General features: G+C 48.8%; 11 protein-coding genes. 7 read left to right on the top strand and 4 right to left on the bottom strand.

Annotated features, from left to right (window positions below):
* Positions 1 to 112: 112 nt before the first annotated feature.
* On the top strand, positions 113 to 2,962 hold the full coding sequence (gene uvrA, locus BWI97_RS13470) for an excinuclease ABC subunit UvrA (RefSeq protein ID WP_102201352.1): 2,850 nt from the start codon (positions 113 to 115) through the stop codon (positions 2,960 to 2,962).
* Between the two features lie 123 nt (positions 2,963 to 3,085).
* Here the strand turns inward: uvrA and BWI97_RS13465 are convergent, their stop codons facing one another.
* Complete coding sequence (locus tag BWI97_RS13465) at positions 3,086 to 3,475, bottom strand: hypothetical protein (protein ID WP_146010934.1); 390 nt, start codon at positions 3,473 to 3,475, stop codon at positions 3,086 to 3,088.
* A 578-nt stretch (positions 3,476 to 4,053) separates the two neighbouring features.
* Between BWI97_RS13465 and BWI97_RS13460 the strand changes: the two genes are divergently transcribed.
* A complete protein-coding gene (locus BWI97_RS13460; protein WP_158242752.1) occupies positions 4,054 to 4,842 on the top strand; it encodes an SDR family NAD(P)-dependent oxidoreductase in 789 nt (262 codons plus the stop codon).
* Positions 4,843 to 5,180: 338 nt separating this feature from the next.
* Here BWI97_RS13460 and BWI97_RS13455 read toward each other — a convergent pair whose 3' ends face one another.
* Together BWI97_RS13455 and BWI97_RS13450 are read right to left on the bottom strand one after the other, a co-directional pair.
* Entirely contained in the window at positions 5,181 to 5,708 is a 528-nt protein-coding gene (locus tag BWI97_RS13455) for a YfiT family bacillithiol transferase (RefSeq protein ID WP_094816202.1), read from the bottom strand.
* A gap of 168 nt (positions 5,709 to 5,876) precedes the next feature.
* Complete coding sequence (locus BWI97_RS13450) at positions 5,877 to 6,107, bottom strand: hypothetical protein (RefSeq protein ID WP_094816200.1); 231 nt, start codon at positions 6,105 to 6,107, stop codon at positions 5,877 to 5,879.
* Positions 6,108 to 6,361: 254 nt separating this feature from the next.
* On the opposite strand from BWI97_RS13450, the gene BWI97_RS13445 reads away from it, so the two are divergent.
* The 4 genes from BWI97_RS13445 to BWI97_RS13430 all read left to right on the top strand — a co-directional run bounded on the left by BWI97_RS13445 (position 6,362) and on the right by BWI97_RS13430 (position 13,407).
* Positions 6,362 to 7,966: a tetratricopeptide repeat protein gene (locus BWI97_RS13445; RefSeq protein ID WP_102201349.1), complete on the top strand. Its 1,605-nt coding sequence runs from the start codon at positions 6,362 to 6,364 to the stop codon at positions 7,964 to 7,966.
* 281 nt (positions 7,967 to 8,247) lie between these two features.
* Positions 8,248 to 10,989 (top strand): TonB-dependent receptor, encoded by a 2,742-nt coding sequence (locus BWI97_RS13440; protein ID WP_102201381.1) that lies wholly within the window; start codon positions 8,248 to 8,250, stop codon positions 10,987 to 10,989.
* A 38-nt stretch (positions 10,990 to 11,027) separates the two neighbouring features.
* Entirely contained in the window at positions 11,028 to 12,284 is a 1,257-nt protein-coding gene (locus tag BWI97_RS13435; protein WP_102201348.1) for a right-handed parallel beta-helix repeat-containing protein, read from the top strand.
* A 64-nt stretch (positions 12,285 to 12,348) separates the two neighbouring features.
* Entirely contained in the window at positions 12,349 to 13,407 is a 1,059-nt protein-coding gene (locus tag BWI97_RS13430; protein ID WP_102201347.1) for a phytase, read from the top strand.
* A 45-nt stretch (positions 13,408 to 13,452) separates the two neighbouring features.
* On the opposite strand, the gene BWI97_RS13425 is transcribed toward BWI97_RS13430, so the two are convergent.
* Positions 13,453 to 14,325, bottom strand: a complete 873-nt coding sequence (locus BWI97_RS13425; RefSeq protein ID WP_102201346.1) for an aldose 1-epimerase family protein — start codon at positions 14,323 to 14,325, stop codon at positions 13,453 to 13,455.
* Between the two features lie 306 nt (positions 14,326 to 14,631).
* Between BWI97_RS13425 and BWI97_RS13420 the strand changes: the two genes are divergently transcribed.
* Positions 14,632 to 16,737 carry a PQQ-binding-like beta-propeller repeat protein gene (locus BWI97_RS13420; protein WP_102201345.1) on the top strand — a complete coding sequence of 702 codons (2,106 nt, stop codon included), beginning with the start codon at positions 14,632 to 14,634 and terminating at the stop codon, positions 16,735 to 16,737.
* Positions 16,738 to 16,826: the final 89 nt, after the last annotated feature.

Below are 16,826 nucleotides of genomic sequence, written 5' to 3'. Positions count from 1 at the left end.
AAAATTTTAAGAACCTACGAAGGTATTCGTTTCATGGCATCGGTTTCTTTTTATCCACTGAAAAAAAAGTCAAAAGCGGTAACTTTACTTGTTTTTACGTTGTTACAAACTCATGGCAGAAACTAAGCTTCCCACCATATCCACCGAGCCCGCCGGTCAGGAACTCATTGAAATTTTAGGTGCCCGTGAGCACAATCTCAAAAACGTTGATTTAACCATTCCCCGCAACAAGCTGGTCGTCATTACTGGCATCAGCGGTTCGGGAAAATCGTCGCTGGCGTTTGATACCATTTATGCTGAAGGGCAGCGACGCTACATGGAAAGCTTTTCGGCCTACGCCCGGGGCTTCATTGGTTCAATGGAACGGCCGGATGTCGATAAAATTGAAGGTCTTTCGCCCGTCATTTCCATTGAGCAGAAAACGACGTCCAAGAACCCCCGTTCTACGGTAGGAACCACTACCGAAATCTATGACTTTTTGCGTTTGCTTTACGCCCGGGCGAGTGAGGCCTACAGCTACGTAACGGGTGATAAAATGGTTCAGTTTTCGCAGGATCAGGTCATTGATCAGATTCTGAAGGATTACGACAACCGGAAAACGATTTTATTGGCTCCCATTGTACGGGGCCGGAAAGGACATTACCGCGAACTCTTCGTACAGATCGCCAAACAGGGCTATACGAAAGTTCGGGTCGATGGTGAGATTCAGGACATTGTTCCGAAGATGCAGCTCGACCGCTTCAAAATTCACGACATCGAAGTAGTAATCGATCGGCTCATTCCTAAAAACGACGATCGTTTCCGCCTGAGTCAGTCCGTCGGGAAAGCCCTGCAAATGGGTAAAGGCCTAATGCTGTTGCAGGACGATCAGGACCAGACCCGCTGGTTTTCCAAAAACCTGATGGACCCCGTGTCAGGAATCAGTTACGACGAGCCCGCCCCCAATGCGTTTTCGTTCAACTCGCCCTACGGCTGGTGCCCCACCTGTCAAGGTTTGGGTGTCATTGAAGAGATTACGATTGATTCTATCATTCCGGATAAGAAATTGAGTATCAGCCGGGGGGCTATTGCACCCATTGGCGAGTACCGCGAACTCTGGATTTTCAAGCAACTGGAAGTTCTGCTCAAACCCTTCAAGGTGAGTCTGACGACGCCGATTGAAAAGTTTCCGCCCGAAGCGATGGAAATGATGATGTACGGCTCGGACGAACCCGTTCCAGTACCGTCGAAAAAATACGAGGGTACGGAGTGGAATACCAAGTACGAAGGCATCATCAACTTCCTGAAACGTCAACAGGAAAGCGGATCGGATAAGATTCAGGACTGGCTGAAGGATTTCATGGTCATCAAAGCCTGTCCGGAATGTCAGGGAGCCCGTCTGAAAAAAGAAGCCCTCTGGTTCAAGATTGATGATAAAAATATTGCCGAGCTGGCGAACATGCAGATTTCGGAGCTGGCTTCCTGGACGATGGGTCTGGAAGATCGCCTGAGCGATCGGCAACGGGTGATTGGAAAAGAAGTACTGAAAGAAATCCGGAAGCGGATTGGCTTTCTGCTCAATATTGGTCTGGATTATCTGACGCTCAATCGGCCCCTGCGGAGTCTGTCGGGTGGTGAAGCCCAGCGGATTCGTCTGGCCACCCAGATTGGTACGCAGCTGGTCGGCGTTCTGTATATCATGGACGAACCGAGCATCGGTCTGCACCAGCGTGATAACGTCAAACTGATTCAGTCGCTCAAAGATTTACGGGATTTGGGTAATACGGTTCTGGTCGTTGAGCACGATAAAGACATGATGCTCGAATCGGATTTTCTGGTGGACATTGGTCCGGGAGCGGGTCGTCACGGCGGTTCGGTCGTGGGTCACGGGACACCCCAGCAATTTCTCGAAAACCGATCGACGACTTCCGATTACCTCAGCGGTCGTCGTACCATTCAGATTCCCGCCGAACGTCGCAAAGGCAATGGCAAAACGCTGAAAATTGCGGGAGCCAATGGCAACAACCTGAAAAACGTAACCCTGAAGCTGCCGCTCGGCACCATGGTTTCGATTACGGGGGTATCGGGTTCGGGCAAGAGCACGCTCATTCATGAAACCTTGTTCCCGATTCTGAATCACCACTTTTATCGCTCCAAACGCGAGCCGATGCCTTACAAGGCCGTCGAAGGTCTGGAGCATCTGGATAAAGTGATTGAAGTCGATCAGTCACCGATTGGTCGGACGCCGCGTTCGAACCCGGCAACTTACACGGGGATGTTCAGCGACATCCGTACCCTGTTTTCAGAATTACCCGAAGCAAAAATTCGCGGGTACAAGGCGGGTCGCTTCAGCTTCAACGTCAAGGGCGGTCGCTGCGAAGGGTGCGAAGGGGCCGGGATGAAGAAAATTGAAATGGAATTTTTGCCGGATGTGTACGTCCCCTGCGAAGTGTGTAAGGGCAAACGCTTCAACCGCGAAACGCTGGAGGTACGCTTCAAGGGAAAATCCATTTCGGACGTGCTGGATATGACCGTCGAGCAGGCCGTTGATTTTTTTGAAAATCAGCCTAAAATTCTACGCAAAGTACAGACGTTGAAAGAAGTAGGCCTGGGTTACTTGACGCTCGGCCAGCAGGCGACGACGCTGTCGGGTGGCGAAGCCCAGCGAGTGAAACTGGCCGAAGAGCTCTCGAAAAAAGATACGGGCAAGACGCTGTATATCCTCGACGAACCAACCACGGGTTTGCATTTCCAGGATATTGAACACCTGTTGAACGTTCTGCAAAAGCTCGTGGACAAGGGTAATACGGTACTCATCATCGAGCATAATCTTGACGTGATTAAAGTCTCCGACTGGGTAATTGACCTGGGTCCTGAAGGCGGTAACGGCGGTGGCAAGATCATTGCCGAAGGTACACCCGAAGTGGTTGCCCAGGTAAAAGGCAGCCACACGGCGAAGTTTTTGAAGATGGAGTTGGCTTAATCACTTCTATTGCATCAAAAAAAAGCTCTTCATACCGAAGAGCTTTTTTTGATAATGCTTTGCTCACTTTCTGAAAAAGTTAAGAAGCATCTGCGTGGATAAAATCGTATTTCCTGAACGTTATTAGGATCGTTTTCTCTCCACCCGTAACCCATCAAACAGACGGATGAACTCCTGACAGGCTTGTTTGGAAGACAACTTCACTTCGCCATAAGCCCGGCGAAAGCTTGGGTCGTGTTGCGAGGTAATGGCTGTTCCTTTTTGCAGAAAAAACTGTACGGCATACACTCCATCCTGCTTTTTCCAGTCCATTAACGTCGTTTCATCCAGAGGAATGATCCACTGGTTAATCTGCACCGCATACTGCTTTTCGGGCAATTGGATATTTGCCGTATCGGAGGCTTGCCTGAGCAAGGTTTGCATACGAATCACGCTTTCCGGGGTTTTACTCTGAGCCAGGCTTTCAACCGTTGCCAGACTCACCATAAGTAAGAGACAGGTGAGGAGTTTCATGTTTGTTAAGTCGTTCGTTTGTTCGCAGATGCCAGACTCTCTGACAGGGTTGCATGAGGGATTTCTTTACGTATTTATTTCAAGTGACTAACGAAATAGACCAAATTCTTCCCAGCCAGTAAATCTGTTTAACCTTATCCTTCATTAACTAGGGTACTCTCTTCCTGTAGTTTACAAAAGGATTCCATAATTTAAAAACATCCTACCTTCATTCTCATCCGGAAGTGTATCACAAGCGAATACGTCTAATCGACTTTTCAAAAGGTTTATTCTAGTTCCGCTACTTTTAAATAACTTCTTTGCGGTTAAACTCAAACCCAATTGATCCCTTTTAAACCACTAATGCATTTGCCGGGATATATTTTAGTATAACCTGCTCACTAAACCTGCCGTTTAAAGAGAGAAATAAAACACTTATCAATAATCAATTTTAATTCATAAAAACAAGCCATGTTCATTACTAATATCCCAATACTCAACGGTATATACGCTGTCTTTTATTTTATCTTATTGTCTTTCATTGTATTCCCTATGTCGAGTTATTTTTTATGTTTGCTACTGAAAACAATCATAAAATTATGAACAAAAAAGTAGCGATTATCACTGGAGGTACCGCCGGCATAGGCAGAGAAGTTTGCCTGTTAGTAGCAAGCAAAGGCGTAAAAGTCGTGGTGGCGGGTCGTAATACGGAACGCGGAGCTGAGGTAGTAAAACAAATCCATAGCTCTGGAGGCGAGGCACTCTTTGTGTCAACCGATGTAGGTCTGGAAAAAGATGTAAAAAATCTAGTCGACAGCACGTTGCAGGCCTACGGAAGAGTCGATTTCCTGTTCAACAATGCCGGTACAGAAGGAGTATTAGGTCCGTTGGAAATCAATACCGAGGAAGTAATTGACGAAGTTCTTTCAGCGAATATAAAAGGCGTCATCCTGTGTATCAAGCATGTTTTGCCTGAAATGGTAAAGCAGGGAAGCGGTGTAGTGGTAAACACCGCCTCGTTTGTAGGCACTACCATGCCTTTACCCGTGGCAGTGGTTTACGGAGCCAGTAAATCGGCGGTGTTGAGTATTACACAATCCGTTGCAGCCTCGTGTGCAGACAAGAACGTTCAGGTGTATGCGGTATGTCCCTGGGTGACGGATACGCCTATGGCTGATCGTCTTAATGGCCATGACGCCGAAGCTAAAGCCGCCTTTGGAGCAAGTATTAATCCAAGCGGTGCGATCGTACCTGCTTCGGAAATTGCAGATGCGGTACTGGGACTTTTCACGGGAGCGAATGGTATTAAAAGCGGTGAAGCAATTCTGGTAGATAAGGGTGGCGTTACTAACCAGATTATACCTATATCAATTGCCGATCGTATCTAATCCCTTATACTACCTCTCGGTTTGCTGATAAAAACTTTATTTATAGCTAAAAGCGTATTGAACTAAGGTTTCCTTTATTTATTTAAAACAAATTATTTCCTACAACCAGAGCGTATTAAAAGCAAGAATTTGAATTCGTATTAAATCTACTTTTTTTATGAATATTAAAGGGACAAATTTGATATGAATATATACCATCATTGATCTCAGGTATCAAAACACCATACGTCACCTAACGTATGGTGTTCTTAACCGTTCACATGCGATCCTGGTAGGGAATTCTTCAATACTCTTCCTATACGATACAAAGGTTTTTAATGTTGAAAAGTTTTTGTATTTCACCAACCCATCCGCTCCCGCAGACTTGTAATATGAGCCAGATGATGCCGACTATGCCAGTCGTAGTTACCTAACTGGTAGTCCAGCGTCACGGATTGTTGTGAACCCGGATGGAAAAAAGTTTTCTGGTAATCGGCTTCCTGCATGGCCCGGAAGACATTCGTCCAGCGAACGTGTAGATGTTGTAGTAAATTCAGCGATTCCTGAATGGGCGTATGAAAGGTATCGCCCAGCTCCGCCCAGCGGGCTTCTTCGTAAGGTTTAATCGTCGGATTAGCTTCCGTCAGGGCAAGTTTCGTACGGATATACCCGTTCATGTGACTATCGGCTACGTGATGTACGACCTGACGGATGGTCCATCCCCCTTCACGATAGGGAATCTCCAGTAAATCTTCGGATAATCCTTCGACGGCTTGTTGATATTGACCCGGAATCAGAGCCAGATTGTTGATCAGTTGCGTACGCTGTTCGGGCGTGTAGGGGCCTTCGTAAGTAAAAGGACCGATGGGATAACGTAATTCGTCCATGGAAGTCAGATGGATTACTAGGTTTCAGGGGTAAACCTACGGGCTTCCGGCTCATTCTTCCTACTCCTGGGGGTAAAAAAGTAAAACGTACCGATGCTTCCGGGGCAAATCAGTACGTTTCGTTTTCATGGCATCCCAACGAGAAACACTCAGGTAATTGTTCATCCATCAGTTTTGATGTAAAAAATCCGTAAAATAAATCAGCTCTACTTCAAAGAACAGAGCCGTACCCTCCCGTACCGGATCAGACGTAATGGCGATGCACGGGTAATGTTCCGGCTTGGGAATGGGCAGCCATTCCGGGACCGAACACCCTGGGCTTTCTTCCTCGTGCTGAAGACTGGTCGCTAAGATGTGGCGGAGGTAATCTTCCTTGGTACGAACCAAAATCTTTTGCATACGCGTTCGTGTTTGGATAAAGGCGGAACCAGATGTTTTGTTTTTTTATTCAAATCCTGAACCAAAAGTGAGCAATATTCCAATATAAAACAAATTAAATAGACAAATTCTTTATTATTTATTCAAAAATCCTGAGTTGCTCTCTTTTCATTACCAGCTTCCTGATTTACCTGTTACTAGGTTGTTAACAATTTCATAATACGATCAACGTTTGAAAAAGTCCTAACTTCCAGGTTCAAACGAGCTGAAATCTGATGATTCTGACTGTATTTCGAGCCTGCCTGCTGCTGATTTTCTGGACTTTACTTCCCCATACGGGCGAAAGCCTTCCGCCGCCAGCCAGTGATTCCGCTTCGCTGGTTTACCGTACCAAACAACAATACGCCTTGGCACTCGAGTCCAATCAGCCCCTGCTTGCGGCCCAGGCTTTGCAGACGCTTGGTCGTCTGTTTTTTCACGCCGGACAGTATCCGCAAGCCCTGGAATATTACTCGGAAGCGGCTAAGAAATTTGAACAACTCGGCGAGCAAACCCTACTGGCAGAAACGCACAACGCCCTGGGCGAGCTGTACTATTACAGCAAGCAGCCCAATCAGGCCCGGCAGGAGTACGAACAGGCTCTGGCTCTATTCCGAAAGACCTCGCACGCTTCGGGAGTAGCCCAAACCTACGGCAACATCGGCCATCTGTACGAAAAACGGCAACGGTATGACAGTGCCTTTTACTTTCAGCGAAAAGCTTTGCAGCAGTACGTAGCCGCCAACAATCAGGAAGGAACAGCGAAAATCTACGAAAACATGGGTAGCATTTTTGAAGATCTGGCCCGGTACGATTCGGCCCAGGTATACTTCCAGCGAGCCCTGAAGGTTAATCTGCAAACGAAAGATTCGCTACTGCGTATTGAAATTCTTAATAATCTGGGTGATGTGTTACGAAAAACCGGTCACCCGAAAGCAAGCCTCATGTACAGTCGGCAGGCGTACGAGCTAGCCCTGACAACCCACGAACGGCATTTCCTCAGCGGCACCAGCAACGACATCGGTAAGGCCTATCAACTGATGGGGCAGCATGACAGTGCCTACCACTACGTCGCTCTGAGCCGGGCGTTTGAAGCGGAGATTTATTCGCAGGAAAGCAGTCAGCAACTGGTACTGACGCAGGCCCTTTTCGATACGGAAAAAAAGAACCGGGAAATCGAGAAGCTGACCGACGAACGGCAATTCAACCAGCTCGTAACGGCAGCAGCTGTACTGGTACTACTCCTGCTGGTGGGCATCGTTACACTCGCTTATAACCGGCAGAAGCTAAAGGTTCGCAATGAACAAACCCTGAGCCGACAGAATCAGCTGGTCTACGAAACCCAGCACGAACTCATGCTTTCGGAACTACGCAATAAGCAACTGGAAGAAGAACAATTAAAGCATGAATTAGCGACGCGTTCGAAAGAATTATCGACTCATATTCTACACATTATTCAGAAAAATGAATCTTTAGAACAGCTAAAAACCAGTCTTGAAAAATTAATCAAAGACGATAAACGAGATCATAAAAAGCAAATCAAGAAAATTGTTCAGCAGATCAATGACAGTTTTAGTCATGATCAATACTGGCTGGAATTTAGCAGTACGTTTGAACAGGTTCATCACTCCTTTTTTGAAAAATTACGAACGTATTCGGATCAATTATCGACCTCGGATCTACGATTGATTGCATTATTAAAAATGAATTTGACCTCCGCCGACATTTCAACCTTACTGGGCATTTCGCCGGATAGCCTTCGGGTGACGCGGTATCGGTTACGCAAAAAACTCAATCTGGAGGCGGGCGAGAGCCTGACGGCCTTCGTTCAGTCTCTTTAAGTGGCTTAACAGTTTGGTAATATTGGCGTAATAGAAACTTAATGGCGGTTTTGTAACGCATTAAACCATTGAATTTCAATAAATTATGATCACTTTGTTAACACTGTTGCTTTTGTGCTAACGGCCTGATATTCTGCCTTGACTTCAGCCCTTGCTCCATTGCTTGACTATGGATTTTTCATCGTCCACCTTCGTATCGCCAACCGAAAAACGGGTCTTTCAGGCTTCGTATTCTCCGGTTGGTTTTCGCTTCGTTATTCAGCAGGCATTCGATGGGACAGATGTATCGTTTTCTATTTTTTATTACGCTTTGTTCGTTTTCTTCCTGGGCAGGAACGATTCGGGGAAAGGTTACGGAACTGGCTTCCGGCGAACCCGTAACCGGAGCCGTTGTTCGCTTAGTAAATACTTCTTTTCATGACGTATCGGGCCTGGATGGAAGTTATACGCTTAAAAATATTCCCGCCGGAACGTATCAGATTACTATTAGTTTTATCACCTATCAAACCATTACCAAAGAAATTCGTATTTCCGAAAACGAAACCATCACTTTTGATACCGTTTTAACACCTTCGGAAAAACAGAATTTACAGGAAGTAATTGTTCGAACGGGACGCGAAGGAGCGAGCGACCAAACGGCCCGTCATCTCGAACGCTCCGCGGATCAGGTGATGAATATCGTCTCCGGGCGAGCCATTCAGCTCTCCCCCGACCTCACGGTTGCGAACGTCATCCAGCGGGTTTCGGGCGTATCGGTGGAGCGGAACAGCAACGGCGACGGGCAATACGCCATTGTCCGGGGCATGGACAAGCGGTATAACTATACGCTGGTGAATGGCGTGAAGATTCCGAGTCCGGATAACCGCTACCGCTACGTACCCCTGGATATTTTTCCTTCAGATCTGCTTGACCGTCTGGAAGTCTACAAAGCCCTTACACCGAGTATGGAAGGTGATGCGATTGGCGGGGCGGTTAATCTGGTCATGAAAGACGCTCCCAGCCAGCGGGTGCTGACGGCCCATGTTTCGACGGGTTACAGCGAGTTATTCATGAATCGACCCTTCCTGAGTTACGACTGGAAATCGGTAAACCTGAAATCGCCCTATGAATTAAAAGGCAATCAGTACAACGCCACTGCCGCAGACTTTTCAAAAGTGACCTCGACGTATACCAGGCAGTCACCGCCGCCGAATTTGCTCGGCGGGTTCTCCTGGGGCGATCGGTTTCTGAATCAAAAGCTGGGTATCATCATCGCCGGAAGTTACCAGAATACGTATCGGGGTAGTAACAGCTTGTTCTTCGATTCCGAAACGGTGGATACGCAACGCGGCGTGACGCTCACCAAGCTGAACGAGCGGCAGTATTCCGAACAACAGCAGCGGTACGGTTTGCATACCAAGGTGGACTATCGCCTGAATGGGCGGAATAAGGTTTCGCTTTATACGGCCCTGATTCATTTAACAAACAGTCAGATTCGGGATGTAAAATCCACGCAGCTCACCATTGGCGGTTACGATCCGGAAGCGGGTAATGCCACGCTTGGCTATTCGACCCGAAGCCGGGTTACGCGTCAACAGATTTTCACAAATACCCTACAGGGAAAACATCAGTTAAGTGACTCGTTCGACATCGACTGGTCCGCCGTATACTCCACCGCCCAAAATCAACAGCCCGATCAAACGCAGATTCCTTTACTGGGTGAACGGAAAAATTTTACGGAAAGACGCACGACCGTGCAGGATGCCTACCGCCGCTGGGAACATAACTCGGATACGGATCTGGCGGGGTATCTCAACCTTACGTATCGCTCCCGTTTCGGAAATACGCCCGTCGAGTGGAAAGCGGGCGGTTTATACCGCACGAAAGACCGTAGTAATTTTTACAATAACTACCAGCTTCGTCCCAGCAACTTGCTGGGCGTGTACGGAGAAGATTTCACATCCTACGACCAGATCAACTGGACCATTCAGAACCCCCGCGGTTCCGTAGGCAGTGCCCTGACGTATGATGCTTCCGAAAATACCTCTTCCGGTTATGTACAGGCTAAAGTAACACCCCTGAACTGGGAAATTCTGGGCGGAGTACGGGTGGAACATACCAATCAGGGCTACGAGCTGAAAAACCAGATCGGCGAAGATCGTCCAACGGGAAATCAGGTGTACACGGACGTACTTCCCAGTCTGCATGTGAAGTACAAATCGAACGCCCAAACGAACTGGCGGGCTTCGTACTTCCGCTCCCTCAACCGTCCGGGCTATTTCGAAATTGTTCCCTATAACGTGGTTCTGGAAGAATATCAGGAACGCGGAAATCCGGATTTGAAACGGGCCATTGCCGACAACATCGACGTGCGGTACGAGCATTTCCCGAATGCAACGGATCAGTTCATGGTGGGCCTGTTTTACAAGTACATCCAAAACCCTATTGAATACACCCTTCAGCGGGATCCGGTTCGTGGCCAGTCGATCATTTATACGCCGGGTAACTTTGGCAATGCTCATAATACCGGACTTGAACTCGATTACATCCGGTATTTCCGCCAGTTTGGTATTAAAGCGAACTATACCTACACGCTTTCCCAGATTACCTCGGCCAAATTCATGCGTATTCGAAATGAAAGCGGCGATTTAGAACCTCGGTACGTCGATCAGACGCGTCCCCTCTACGGCCAGTCGGCTCACATTGCTAACCTGACCGTCCTGTACAAAAATCGCGGCTGGGATGCTCAGCTGGCAGGAAGCTACACGGGTGAGCGAATCAATACCGTTTCGCAATTCCTGGATAATGATCTCTGGCAAAAGGGCTTTCTGCAAATGGATGCTTCGCTCGAAAAAGCCATCGGATCGAAACTGGTCCTGTTCGCTAAAGCGAATAACCTGCTCAACACGCCGCTGGAAGTATATATCAAAAACGCCGAAGCAGTTAATCAGGGCTTGCCGCATCAAACCGAAGCGGGTAAAACCCTCATCCGGCGGGATTACTATCAACGCAGCTATTTACTCGGATTACGCTTCAAACTCTAGCATTCAGTCTTTCCAAAATCTTTCAAATCAAAACCATCATGAACAAACTGTGTATGGCCGCTGGCCTCGCCATGGCTCTGTTAACCAGTTGTAGTAAAAATTCAGAAGACACGCAGGTTACGCCCGCTCCTACTGAAACCAGCGTAACGGGTAACGTAGAAGGAATCTGGAAAAAAGGGAACACCTATAAAGTGACGGGTCACCTGCAAGTTCCCGAAGGCAAATCCCTGACGATTGAAGAAGGCGTTACCGTTCTGATGAGCGATTCCATCGTGAAACCCGAGATTCTGATTCGCGGCAATCTGTACAGCTTAGGTACTGCCGAAAACCCGGTAAAATTCACCGTTCCCGATGCCTGGAAAACCTCCGCCAATCTGTTCGGTAACCTCTGGGGCGGACTGATCGCTGGCCCTGCGAATACGGAACTGGTACTGAAAAATACAATTCTGGAATACGGTGGAGCCGTGACTACCGAAGAGTCGCCTTCGGTGAAAGCCCAGTTGTACAAAGCGGCAGCGGGCGAACACGTCCCCGTACTGTACACGTCGAACACGGCCTCCAAAGTGGTCGTCACGAATAGCATCATTCGTAACTTCAACGAAGACGGCTTTTACCTGGAAGGTGGTAAGGTACTCATCACCAACAACACGTTCCACACGACGGGCGTTTCGGGCGGCGAAGCCATCAACATCAAATCGGGTGTACAGGCAGAAATCGCGTTTAACCTGATTTACAGTCCCAACACCAATGCCCTGAAACTTTCCAACGGGGGCGATAAAACACCGCAAGCATACGTAATCGCCTACAACAACACCATCGTGAACGCGGGCTGGAGACGACCCACGATTAAAGGCGGTTCAATCTGGCTGGAAAAAACGGTTCGGGCCGACGTGTACAATAACCTGCTTGTGAATGACCGTTTCGGCATCAAACGCGACAAAGGGGCTCCGGAAGATACGCGTTCGGTGATTGCCAACAATTACTACTACGGCTACACGCAAACGGGTGTCGATCAATTCCAGCCTTCGACGGAAATTGTAAAAGGTACGAACGACATTCTGGGTACCAAAGCGGGGGATAACGATCCGAAGCTCGTGAACTATCCGCTCTCCACGGCTAGCCTGAATGCTACCTACAGTACCTCCTGGGATTTCCACCTGCAGGCAGGTTCTCCGGCCCTGGGCAAAGGCAAAACGGACTTTACTCGGCTGTACAAAAGCGGTCTAAGCGTCAACGGCGTTACCTACACATCTCCCGAACCGGCTTCTTACATCGGAGCCTTCGGTACGAAGTAAGTTTTTACCAGTCCCCAGGTTAGCCTCGTCTTTTCTGGGGACTTTTTGTATCCATTCATCGCGTATGTTTCTGAAAACGAGTAGTCTACTAGTGGCGAGCCTGGCCTTGCTGGCGAGCTGTCAACGGCCCAAAACCTCCCGTCAGGCGGTAAAGCCCTTATATGTAACGGAAAAAGTAGCCCACGATTCCGATGATCCGGCGGTATGGATTAACCCGCAGGACCCGGCGAAAAGTCTGATCATTGGTACGGACAAAGACGCCGATGGTGGCCTGTACGTATTCAATCTTCAGGGAAAAATTCAGCAGAAAGTTGGCGGTCTGCAACGTCCCAATAACGTTGATATCGAGTATGGACTAATGCTGAACGGAAAGGCTACGGATATTGCCGTCACCACCGAACGCATGACGCACAAACTGCGGATTTTTTCCTTACCGGAAATGAAACCCTTAGACAACGGCGGCATTCCCGTTTTCGAAGGCGAAATGCAACCGGATTACCGCGATTTGATGGGTATTTCGATGTACAAAAACAAGCAGGGCGTAATTTATGCCATTGTAGGCCGAAAAACGGGTCCGACGACGGGCGGTTACCTCTGGCAATATCGCCTCGACGACGATGGAACGGGGCACATCAAAGCCACCCTGGTCCGAAAATTCGGAACATACAGTGGATTGAAAGAAATTGAATCCATTGCCGTAGATGATAAGCTGGGCTACGTGTACTATTCCGACGAAGGCAAGGGCGTTCGCCAGTACTACGCCGATCCGGAAAAAGGGAACGAAGAACTGGCGTTGTTCGCCACCGAGAACTTCAAACAGGATCACGAAGGTATTTCGATTTATGAGTTAACGGACAGTACGGGCTACATTCTCGTGTCCGATCAGGGAGCGAATCGTTTCCAGATTTTCAGCCGGGAAGGAACGCCGGAACGCCCCTTCGAGCACAAACTCCTGAAAACCGTTGACGTGCGGGCCATGGAAAGCGATGGGTCGGACATGGTTTCGGTTCCACTCAACCAGGATTTCAAACACGGTCTGTTCGTGGTCATGAGTACAGATCGAACGTTTCACCTGTACCGCTGGGAGGACATCGCGGGACCAGAGTTGAAGCTTCGTCCGTAATAAACAAGATGCCGACCTCAGGGTCGGCATCTTTTGGTTTCTGCTTTAGGAAACGGTTACGCTCCAGGTTCGTTTGCATTCTTCCCCCGCCGCCAGTCGGGTAATCCCTTCTTTCGTAGCCAGTTGCTGATCGTGATCGACGCTGTCGGCAATACCGCACCAGGGTTCGATACAGACAAAAGGAGCCTGCGGAGCTGCCCAGATGCCCAGGTACGGAAACTCGCCAAAGTCAAACGACAACTGATAGGGCGTATGATCAGACTTCAAGATTACCGACGTCGATTTCAGATGTTTGAAAACCAGAGCATCCTGAGCAAACAGTTCGTGCGATAAGGCAATCCGATTGGTGTTCTCGGCCACTGGCGTGGGTTCCTGATCGATCAGTCCACCCTCAGCCAGCGGCCAGCGGTTGAAATCTTCGATTTCGTTGAATTCCAGATAGTAGTCCGTATACTGCGTTTCGGGCGTGAGTGGTACGCGGAAAGCCGGGTGTCCTCCTACTGAAAACAGCATTTCTTTTGAGTCGTGATTACTCACCTGATACTGTACGCTGAGTTCATTCTCCAGCAACGTATACTTGATTCGTAAACGAAACTCAAAGGGATAAACGGCCTGGGTATCAGCGTTGCTTTTCAGCAGAAAGGTTAGCGAATGTTCGCTTTCCTGTTCCAGTTCAAAATCCATGTCCCGGGCAAATCCGTGCCGACTTAGCGTATACGACTTTCCGTCGTAGAGATACTGATTGTCTTTCAACGCTCCTACAATCGGGAACAGGATGGGCGAATGCTTGGCCCAGTACGCCGGATCGCCGCTCCACAGATATTCCAGATGCGTAGACTTATTATATATGCTTACCAGCTCGGCCCCTTTCTGCCGAACGGATACTTTCACTGATTCATTTTCCAGGAAAAAAGTCATCGATTTTATGTTTAGATCCGTAGTCGCGTTAAACTTCCGAAGTTTACAGGCAAAAATCCTTTCCACAAGCGGTAAGGGCTTTTTATTCGGGGAATGGTAGTCTTTGTGAGGGGATGATTCCACTTGGGTTTAGGATGAAATGAGCGTTTGCGATGTCCCACTTGCTTTCTACCAGATTATGGGTGAACGCATCTATACACCCTCGTTTTTTAATAGAGGCTCTCAAACTTTAAATCATCAAACTATTTTTCAAAATACGCGTATCTTCGAAGTCACTTATCAAATTATCACCGCCTCTACACGCGTATGAATCGCTTTCCTCGCTGGTTGCTGTTGCTCGGCCTGGCTATTCCTTTTTTTAACCATACCGACCCTGGTACTGACTATTCGGAATGGAACACCTACGGCGGTCACGCTGACGCTTCCCGGTATTCGTCCCTCACCCAGATTACGCCCGAAAACGTCTCCAAGCTTCAATTAGCCTGGGAATACCATACGGGACAGCCCGGACAGATGCAATGCCAGCCCATTGCCATTAACGGTACGCTTTACTTCACCACAGCGAATATCAATGTCGTGGCGGTAGCTGGGGCGACGGGTAAAGAACGTTGGCGAACCGATCTTTCGGACTACTGGAAGGGAGAAAATGCCTGGGCGGGAACCAACCGGGGTGTTACGTATTGGAAAGAGGGTGAGGAACAACGCATTTTTGTTTCTGCCGGACCGAATCTGTTTTGTCTGGATGCCCGTACTGGCAAACCCGTAGAAAGCTTTGGCTCGCAGGGCAAGATTGACTTGCAGGAAGATCTGGACTACGATCAAAAATCATTCTTTATCGTTTCCAATACACCCGGTATTATTTACAAGGATGTGATCATCATGGGGATGCGGCTGTCGGAAGGATTAGACGCGGCTCCTGGTCACGTACGGGCGTATGATGTACGTACGGGCAAACGTCGCTGGATTTTCCATACCATTCCTAAACCCGGTGAATTCGGCTACGATACCTGGCAGGACAAGCGAAAACTTCCCTTCATCGGGGGCGTTAACAACTGGGCGGGCATGAGTCTGGACGAAAAGCGGGGCATCGTTTACGTCCCTACCGGCTCGGCTACGTATGATTTTTACGGCGGCTACCGGAAAGGGAAAAACCTCTTTGCCAACTGCATCCTTGCTTTGGATGCCGCAACGGGTAAACGCATCTGGCATTACCAAACGGTACACCATGATCTCTGGGATCGGGACTTGCCAGCCAATCCAAACTTGGTAACCTTCCAGAAGGACGGTCAGCTCGTAGAGGCCGTAGCTCAGATTACCAAGCACGGGTTTGTGTTTGTACTGGATCGGGCTACGGGAAAACCCGTTTATCCCATTCCGGAGAAGTCGGTACCAATGGCCTCCGAACTGGCGGGTGAACAGACCTGGCCTACGCAGCCCATGCCCAGCTGGCCCGAACCCTTCATGCGACAGGCGTTTCACGAAAAAGACATCATCGATCTTTCGAACGAACACCATACGGAAATTCTGCAACGTTTTCGTACGCTGAAAAACGGAGCGAATACGATGTGGGAGCCGCCGAGTCGGCAGGGGGGAATCTTGTTCCCCGGCTTCGATGGCGGGGGTGAATGGGGCGGAGCGGCTTTCGATCCGGAAAGTCAGTATCTCTACGTGAATGCCAACGAAATGCCCTGGACGGTCACCATGGTGGAAAATAAACCCACGGGCAACGCCGGACAACAACTCTACGCCAGCAACTGTGCCAACTGCCACGGGCTGGATCGTAAGGGCAATGGCTCGATTCCAGCGATTGATCAGGTCGAGGCGAAGTACAAACCCAGCGACCTGGCGACTTTACTAAAAACGGGACGGGGCAGTATGCCTTCGTTTAATCACCTCTCCGAAAGCAATCGAAGCGAATTAGTGGCTTTCCTTCTGAAGAAAGGCTCCGAGAAGAAGGAAGTGGAAGCAAAAACCTCGGCTTTGACCCCACCTTATCTAATGACGGGATACAGTCGCTTTACTACGAAAGACGGTTATCCGGGCATCAAACCGCCCTGGGGAACCCTGAATGCCATTGATCTCAATACGGGAAAGATTGCCTGGAAAGTACCACTGGGTGAGTACGCGGCCTTGAAAGTGAAGGGTATACCTGCTACGGGGACGGAAAACTACGGAGGCCCTGCGGTTACGGCGGGTGGCGTACTCTTCATTGCGGCTACGAAAGACGAGAAATTCCGGGCCTTCGACAAAAAGACAGGCCGACTGCTGTGGGAAACCTCCCTTCCCGCTGCCGGTTATGCGACGCCCTGCGTCTATCAGGTCGATGGCAAACAGTATGTAGTCATTGCGGCAGGCGGCAATAAAGTGGGTACTAAACCCGGTGACAGTTATCTGGCTTTTGCCTTACCTTGATGGAGTAATCGCTTGGTACTCTGGCTACTTTATGCCTGATTGGAACTAAAAAAACGTGTTTTGGTTTGTCTTTGTTCTGAAAAGTGGCT

Source organism: Siphonobacter sp. BAB-5405 (assembly GCF_002872335.1).
Classification (GTDB): Bacteria; Bacteroidota; Bacteroidia; order Cytophagales; family Spirosomataceae; genus Siphonobacter.
Note: the sequence above shows the minus strand (reverse complement) of the source record. Positions and strands in the feature narration are given on the sequence as shown.